This is a genomic window from Leucobacter sp. M11 (assembly GCF_035726885.1).
GTDB lineage: Bacteria > Actinomycetota > Actinomycetes > Actinomycetales > Microbacteriaceae > JAPFRB01.
This window is the reverse complement of the sequence record NZ_JAPFRB010000003.1, coordinates 690,472-690,838: the sequence shown is the minus strand read 5'-3', so window position 1 is coordinate 690,838 and position 367 is coordinate 690,472. Positions and strand designations below refer to the sequence as shown.

Sequence of the window (367 nt, the reverse complement as noted above, 5' to 3'; positions counted from 1 at the left end):
CGAAGGCGGCCTTGATCGCGATGGGCAGGCCGTGCGCCTCCGCGAAGGCCTCGGCGGCCGCCCCGTCCGGCACCGGGTCGCTCGTCCCGGGCACGAGCGGGGCCCCGACCCGCTCGGCCAGCTGGCGGGCCTGGACCTTATCGCCGAGCTGATCGATCGCCTCCGGGCTCGGGCCGACCCAGGTCAGCCCGGCCGCCGTCACGGCGCGGGCAAACGCCGCGCTCTCCGAGAGAAACCCGTAGCCCGGGTGCACCGCGTCCGCGCCCGAGCGGCGGGCCGCGTCGAGGAGCTTCTCGATGCTGAGGTAGCTGTCGGTCGGGCGGGCGCCGCCGAGGGCGAAGGCCTCATCGCAGGCGCGCACGTGCAG

At 76.6% G+C, this 367-nt stretch carries 1 protein-coding gene; it reads right to left on the bottom strand.

Features of this window, described 5'->3' with window-relative positions; all coding sequences use genetic code 11:
• Positions 1–367 (bottom strand): biotin carboxylase N-terminal domain-containing protein (locus OOT08_RS11700; protein ID WP_325092815.1); only part of this gene is annotated, 367 nt, incomplete at both ends.